This window comes from Chitinophagaceae bacterium (genome assembly GCA_007695095.1).
Taxonomy (GTDB): domain Bacteria; phylum Bacteroidota; class Bacteroidia; order Chitinophagales; family REEL01; genus REEL01.
The window spans coordinates 1-5615 of record REEL01000075.1 but is presented as its reverse complement, the minus strand read 5'-3'; the positions used below and the strand labels follow the sequence as shown (position 1 = coordinate 5615).

Below are 5615 nucleotides of genomic sequence, written 5' to 3'. Positions count from 1 at the left end.
TAATAAAATATTAAATTTGCTCGGATATATTTACTTAAAACAATTTTATATGAAAAAACTTTTGCTAACACCTTTATTATTATTATTTCCATTGATAATGTTTGCTCAGGTGTGTACGCCTGATCCGCAATATACCATGCCGGGTATTTATCCGGATTCATCGGTCAACATTCCACCTGCTTGTGTAGGGGTACTCTACGAACAGACTGTTACAATAATAGTGGATGATGAAATTCAAGGGGCAACAATTAATACAGTTACATTGACAAATGTAATTGGTTTACCTGCGGGCTTTACCTATCAATGTGAGCCTGCTAACTGTGTTTTTACTCCGAATACGCCTTATTGTATCTTTTTATCCGGTACTCCCACATTGGCTGATACAGGGTCTTATGATATTTCTTTTGAAGTAGAAGCCAGTGGAAATTTTATGGGTATTCCTATTACAGAAACGCTGCTAATAGAAGATTTTTATGAACTGGTAATTGGTGATAACCCTAGTGTAAATGCCGGACCGGATGTATCTATAAGTAGTGGAGATAGTATTCAAATAGGGAATCAGCCTTTGGCAACAGGGGGTACAGCACCTTACACCTATATTTGGTCACCATCTGCCAGCTTATCAAATCCTGCAGCAGAGAACCCTTATGCATCTCCCACTAATTCAACGACTTATAATGTAACGGTGACAGATCAAAACGGATGTGTATCTACTGATGATGTGACAGTAGAAGTTTTAGGAACTCTTTTAGTAGATGCCGGACCGGATGTTGATGCTTGTGAAATGGACTCTACATTTGTAGGTACAGAATTAATAATTAGTGGTGGAGTTGAGCCTTATACTTACAGCTGGTTTAATGCCGGTGGAACTTTAATCAGTGTTAACGAACCTATGGTTTTTAATGCACATTCTTCTTATGAAGGTACATACACAGTAATAGTAGAAGATGCCAATGGTCTGATTGGACAAGATGAAATTGAGTTTAATGTGTTTGCAAGGCCTAATGTTAGTTTGGTATATGATAATCAGGTTTGCAGAGTTGATGAGAATTTTCCAATTTCGGGCGGTACACCACAGGGCGGAATATATTTTGTGAATGATATTCCAACAGCTTTATTCAACCCAACGGTGCATCCCGGAAACAGCATTGAAGTCAAGTATATATATGATGATGGCGTTTGTGTTGACAGTGCTCTTTTAACAATTAATATAAATGATTTACCGGCAGTAAATGCAGGAAATGACACGCTAGTTTACAAGTATATAGATGCACTTGCAGAAATAGAGCTTAATGCTTCCGGAGATGGTGATTTTGTTTGGTCACCGGGAGAATTCCTAAGTGACTCAACTATTGCGAATCCGGTGGCTATGATTGAGGAGACTACCGTATTTAGTGTAACTTTAACAGATGCAAATGGTTGTTCAAATTCAGATGAAATTGAAGTTTCGGTAGAAACTATCATTAATAGTACGAGTCAAATTGCTAATCAAAACATAGATATTTACCCCAACCCGGTAACTGATTTTATAAATATACGTGCAAAATCAAACATGAGTTTTCCTATGGAGATTATGCTATATGATTTGAATGGAAGAGTTATAAGCAGCGAGTTATGGAAAGAAGGTGAAAATTATCGTTTGGATGTAACTGATTTAAATAATGGGGTATATCTGATGACCATCAAAGGAGAGAATCATTTAAATACTGTTAAAGTAATCAAATAGTATACAAGAAATTGCTTTAAAAAAGGGAAATCATTTGATTTTCCTTTTTTGTTTTAAGTGTTATTGCGGCCTCTTTGCCATGGACATTAATACCAGTCCTAATATCAACAAGATTCCACTTATAATAACGGGAGTCCAGTTAGCTGAACTAACACCAATATCAATTCCTAATATACTAAAGGTTTCTGAATCTTGAATAGCCTGAATGCCAAATATAGCGGATCCGACAATGCCAATTACTAATAGAATAATTCCTGCGATTCTCATAATATAATAGTTTTAGTTAAAAAATATAATAGCTAAAAGGCAAAAGAGATGCCACTTAACATATGTAAGGTATGAAAAATAAGTAAAATGAAGATGTAAAACACTTTGCAGAGTATTTTAATGCTTAAAGAGGAAGTATAATCAATAAAAGAAAAGCAGAGAAAAATGCTCAATATGAGGAATCGCTTTCACATGTTTTGAAAAATATATTTAAAAAAGCCGGGATATTATTTGTTTAATTGGTGGTTGGGGGTTGAGAAAAAAATGTAGTTTCGGATTACAAATCCAAAAGAGCGGGGGAATATAACGGCTTTTTGTCTTGTTCGTAGCAAGGATGCTACGAACAGTGGGGGACATATACTCCCAAACCTATTCTTCAAAAAATTCTTATTTTTAATCATTAATTGGTGGTTGAGGAAAAAAAATTTTAGCCTGTTTAGGTTTCGGATTGGAAATAGGAAAGAAGGTTTGGAAAAGGTTATTAAATAAGATGAAGATATAGTAATTAAACATTTAAAGCAAAAACTTGGAGATGATTTTAACCGAACCCAAAAAAGTAAATACATTAACCAATGCATTTGAATTCAGGGAAACAAGAAATTATCCCATTTTATCTCTATGTGATGATATCAATACGTATGTAGTTAAACACAACCGTGCTCAAACACCATGTGATCGTCTTGCCATTGAGTTGATAGCACATTATTTTTTAAAAATCTGGAAAATTAACACACCGGAAATTGCCATTGTAGATGTTGATCCACAACATGTTCGGCACTTTAACAATACTCAAATTCAGGAAGCATTTTTTAGACTCCCTTGTATTGGCTCTCATTTTTTTAAAGACGCTATAGAGTTTAATCATTTTTTTGGGAGCATCAAATCTTATGAAAAATCAAAATTTGCTGATGTAAATGATTTTCTGAAACTTGCACTTTTTGATATTTGGATGGCAAATGAAGATAGAACTGCTAATAACCCCAATTTTTTAATTCAGCCTAAACACAAAAAATATCATGTGATGGCAATAGACCACGAAAGCTGTTTTAACAGTGGGACTTTTAATCAACCATTAGCACCACTTACCTTAGAAGATTCAATTTTGTACCATAAGGCTATAAAACACATTTTAAGCAGAAAACAAACCGAAAAAGCAAATTTGGATATATTGATACAAGAAATGTATCTTTGTATTAAGCGTTGCGTAAATCATACAGATGAAATTCTTTCTTATATCCCATTAGAGTGGGATGTTTCTGTTGATAAAATCAAGCAAAAATTAAAAAACAATTTATTTACAAAAGATTGGTTATTAATTTGTGAACGCACTTTTAAAGAACACATAAATACAGCTTTTACATCATGAAACCGTTTTATTCCATCTTATACGTACCCATCAGACCCGAATCAAAAGAAAAGCTATCGGTAGGGTTGCTTATGCGTGATGAAAAGCAGGTATATTTTCACTATGCTAAACACAAATTGGATGTCATTAAGGAATTACTGCCTAAAGACGCATACAGTTTACTTAAGCTGACTTTACAGAGCATTTCAAGGTCTATTCAGGAAGATAAAGAACGGGTAGAAAAGGATAAGGAAAGTTTGTTCCCTAAAAATATCATTGTTGCTGATATGGTCTCGGAACCTGCGATAAGTTATTTATCTAAATACAATAAAAATCTGCTTTCTTTTTCAGAGCCATATCCTATTAATGTCAAACTCACAAAAAAACTATTTAATACCCTGTTTCAAAAATTGGTTGACGAGAGAGAATTTATTTCGCACAAAAATTTACTTGATGAGGATGAGGACATTATTTTAAAAACCCGTGAGTTATTGTTTCCCAAAATTAAAGACCGTGTGAATACTGATTATGATATTACTCCAAAACTGTTTAAAAACCTTATTCTCCCATCAATCCATATAGATTTTATTGGTAAAAACGGAATGTATGTAACCGGTCAAACATTAAACTTCAATAAAAGAGAAGCCAATCTCGAATCTGATGTGACCCGGCAAATAACATTGATTGATGCAATCCGGCGAGATAATAGCAACAGCAAATGTTTTATTTTGGGAAAAGAACCAAATAAAAAACTTTACCCTAAACAGCATCAGCTTTGGAAAAATGTAAACACCTACAAATATCTTGAGTTTGTTGATGCAGACGAATACGAAACTATCTCCGAATACATCGAAAAAGAAAATGTCCATCCCATCGAAAAATCATAAGATAGCAAAATTTTTTAATATCTTCTGCATCTTCTGTCGTAAGCGTCCGTCTGTGACATATACTCCAAACCTGTTCTTCAAATAAATCCTTATTTTTAATTCGTTAATTGGTAGTTGAGAGAAAAAATGTAGCCTTTCAAGCTTCCGGATTACAAATCCGAAAGAGCTGGGGAAAAATTTCCTTTTCATTTACAAAATACTTTGTTTAAAAGTAAATAATAGTTTACTTTTGTAGTATAGGTTAAAGTGAAACTGAATGAAATGTTCCGAACTTTATCGAATTTTGACTAAAGATGGCTGGTATGCGGTTTCTCAAAAAGGCTCACATGTTAAAATGAGGCACGAAACCAAGAAGGGAATAATTATATTTCCAAATCACGGAAGTCAAGAAATGGGTAAAGGTTTAGAAAAGAAAATTCTAAAAGACGCTGGAATTAAAAATTAAGATTATGGTTAAAAAGAAAATAAAATTGACTGTTGAGAAAACAAATACCGGTTTTTCAGCTTATTCAGAGGATTATCCAATTTTCACAACCGGTCAATCAATTCCTGAATTGATAAACAAAGCATATGAAGCAACTGAATTTTATTTTGAAGATGAAAAAGTTAAAATAGAACCGAATGACATAAAGTTTGAAATTGACTTTAAGCAGTTTTTCAAATATTATAAAGTGATAAACGCTAAATTTTTAGCTGAAAAAATTGGTATGAACCCTACTTTACTTTCTCAATATGTTTCCGGAAAGAAAAAGCCATCAGCCAAACAAACTAAAAAGATATTAAGCGGAATTCATCAAATCGGACAAGAATTATCAGGAATTAATTTACTTCAAACTGCATGACAGAACATGAAGATATTCTCTGGCTTAAAGTCAGTAGTCAAGCCATGTTTCGAAGGACTTGTGACTTTGAGGTTGAGAAAGCATATTTTAGCCTGTTAGCTTTGGATTACAAATCCGAAAGATAGGGGTGCAGCATAACAAAAACTATATCACCCTTTTAGGGTTCTGTATTAAACAAAAACACGAACTATATTATTTCAGTCCTTCAGGCTTTATTAGTTTGTCCTCCTTCCGGAGATCCTCAAAAGTGTCAAATATTTGAGCTTTACCAAGTCTAACCCTGAAAGGGTGATAAGATCATAGCAATAATACATGACGAAAAGTCAAGTCTGAAGGAGTGACATGATTTACTCAATTCAACATTAAGTTTTATTCAATTTTTTTGTAAGAAAAATTCTTATTTTTAATCATCAATTCGTGATTTAGGAAAAAAATGTAGCATTTTAAGCTTTCGGATTGGAAATAGGAAAGAGCGGAGAGGGGGTAGCGTACATTGTTGAAATGATACAAACAGCTAAAACTATGAGCAATATGATGAAATTACAGAG

7 protein-coding genes are annotated in these 5615 nt (G+C 33.5%); 5 read left to right on the top strand and 2 right to left on the bottom strand.

Going from position 1 to position 5615, the window contains the following annotated elements:
- Window positions 1–49 precede the first annotated feature (49 nt).
- Window positions 50–1726, top strand: coding sequence for a T9SS C-terminal target domain-containing protein (locus EA412_03365; GenBank protein ID TVR81312.1), 1677 nt, complete (start codon window positions 50–52; stop codon window positions 1724–1726).
- Window positions 1727–1786: 60 nt separating this feature from the next.
- Here EA412_03365 and EA412_03360 read toward each other — a convergent pair whose 3' ends face one another.
- Window positions 1787–1993, bottom strand: a complete 207-nt coding sequence (locus EA412_03360; protein TVR81311.1) for a transglycosylase — start codon at window positions 1991–1993, stop codon at window positions 1787–1789.
- 532 nt (window positions 1994–2525) lie between these two features.
- Between EA412_03360 and EA412_03355 the strand changes: the two genes are divergently transcribed.
- Together EA412_03355 and EA412_03350 are read left to right on the top strand one after the other, a co-directional pair.
- Window positions 2526–3359, top strand: coding sequence for a hypothetical protein (locus EA412_03355; protein ID TVR81310.1), 834 nt, complete (start codon window positions 2526–2528; stop codon window positions 3357–3359).
- The gene (locus EA412_03350; protein ID TVR81309.1) at window positions 3356–4225 is read left to right on the top strand and encodes a hypothetical protein; all 870 of its coding nucleotides are present in this window, start codon (window positions 3356–3358) and stop codon (window positions 4223–4225) included. Before EA412_03355 ends, EA412_03350 begins: the two co-directional genes overlap by 4 nt.
- Here the strand turns inward: EA412_03350 and EA412_03345 are convergent.
- Entirely contained in the window at window positions 4220–4414 is a 195-nt protein-coding gene (locus tag EA412_03345) for a hypothetical protein (protein ID TVR81308.1), read from the bottom strand. The genes EA412_03350 and EA412_03345 overlap by 6 nt on opposite strands.
- 67 nt (window positions 4415–4481) lie before the next feature.
- Between EA412_03345 and EA412_03340 the strand changes: the two genes are divergently transcribed.
- The gene (locus tag EA412_03340) at window positions 4482–4670 is read left to right on the top strand and encodes a type II toxin-antitoxin system HicA family toxin (GenBank protein TVR81307.1); all 189 of its coding nucleotides are present in this window, start codon (window positions 4482–4484) and stop codon (window positions 4668–4670) included.
- Between the two features lies 1 nt (window position 4671).
- Window positions 4672–5067, top strand: coding sequence for an XRE family transcriptional regulator (locus EA412_03335; GenBank protein TVR81306.1), 396 nt, complete (start codon window positions 4672–4674; stop codon window positions 5065–5067).
- The last annotated feature ends 548 nt before the right edge of the window (window positions 5068–5615 follow it).

Excerpts from the sequence above, each read along its gene's own strand:
- EA412_03365 (TVR81312.1), top strand. The coding sequence starts at position 50 with ATGAAAAAACTTTTGCTAACACCTTTATTATTATTATTTCCATTGATA.
- EA412_03360 (TVR81311.1), bottom strand. The coding sequence starts at position 1,993 with ATGAGAATCGCAGGAATTATTCTATTAGTAATTGGCATTGTCGGATCC.
- EA412_03355 (TVR81310.1), top strand. The coding sequence starts at position 2,526 with ATGATTTTAACCGAACCCAAAAAAGTAAATACATTAACCAATGCATTT.
- EA412_03350 (TVR81309.1), top strand. The coding sequence starts at position 3,356 with ATGAAACCGTTTTATTCCATCTTATACGTACCCATCAGACCCGAATCA.
- EA412_03345 (TVR81308.1), bottom strand. The coding sequence starts at position 4,414 with ATGAAAAGGAAATTTTTCCCCAGCTCTTTCGGATTTGTAATCCGGAAG.
- EA412_03340 (TVR81307.1), top strand. The coding sequence starts at position 4,482 with ATGAAATGTTCCGAACTTTATCGAATTTTGACTAAAGATGGCTGGTAT.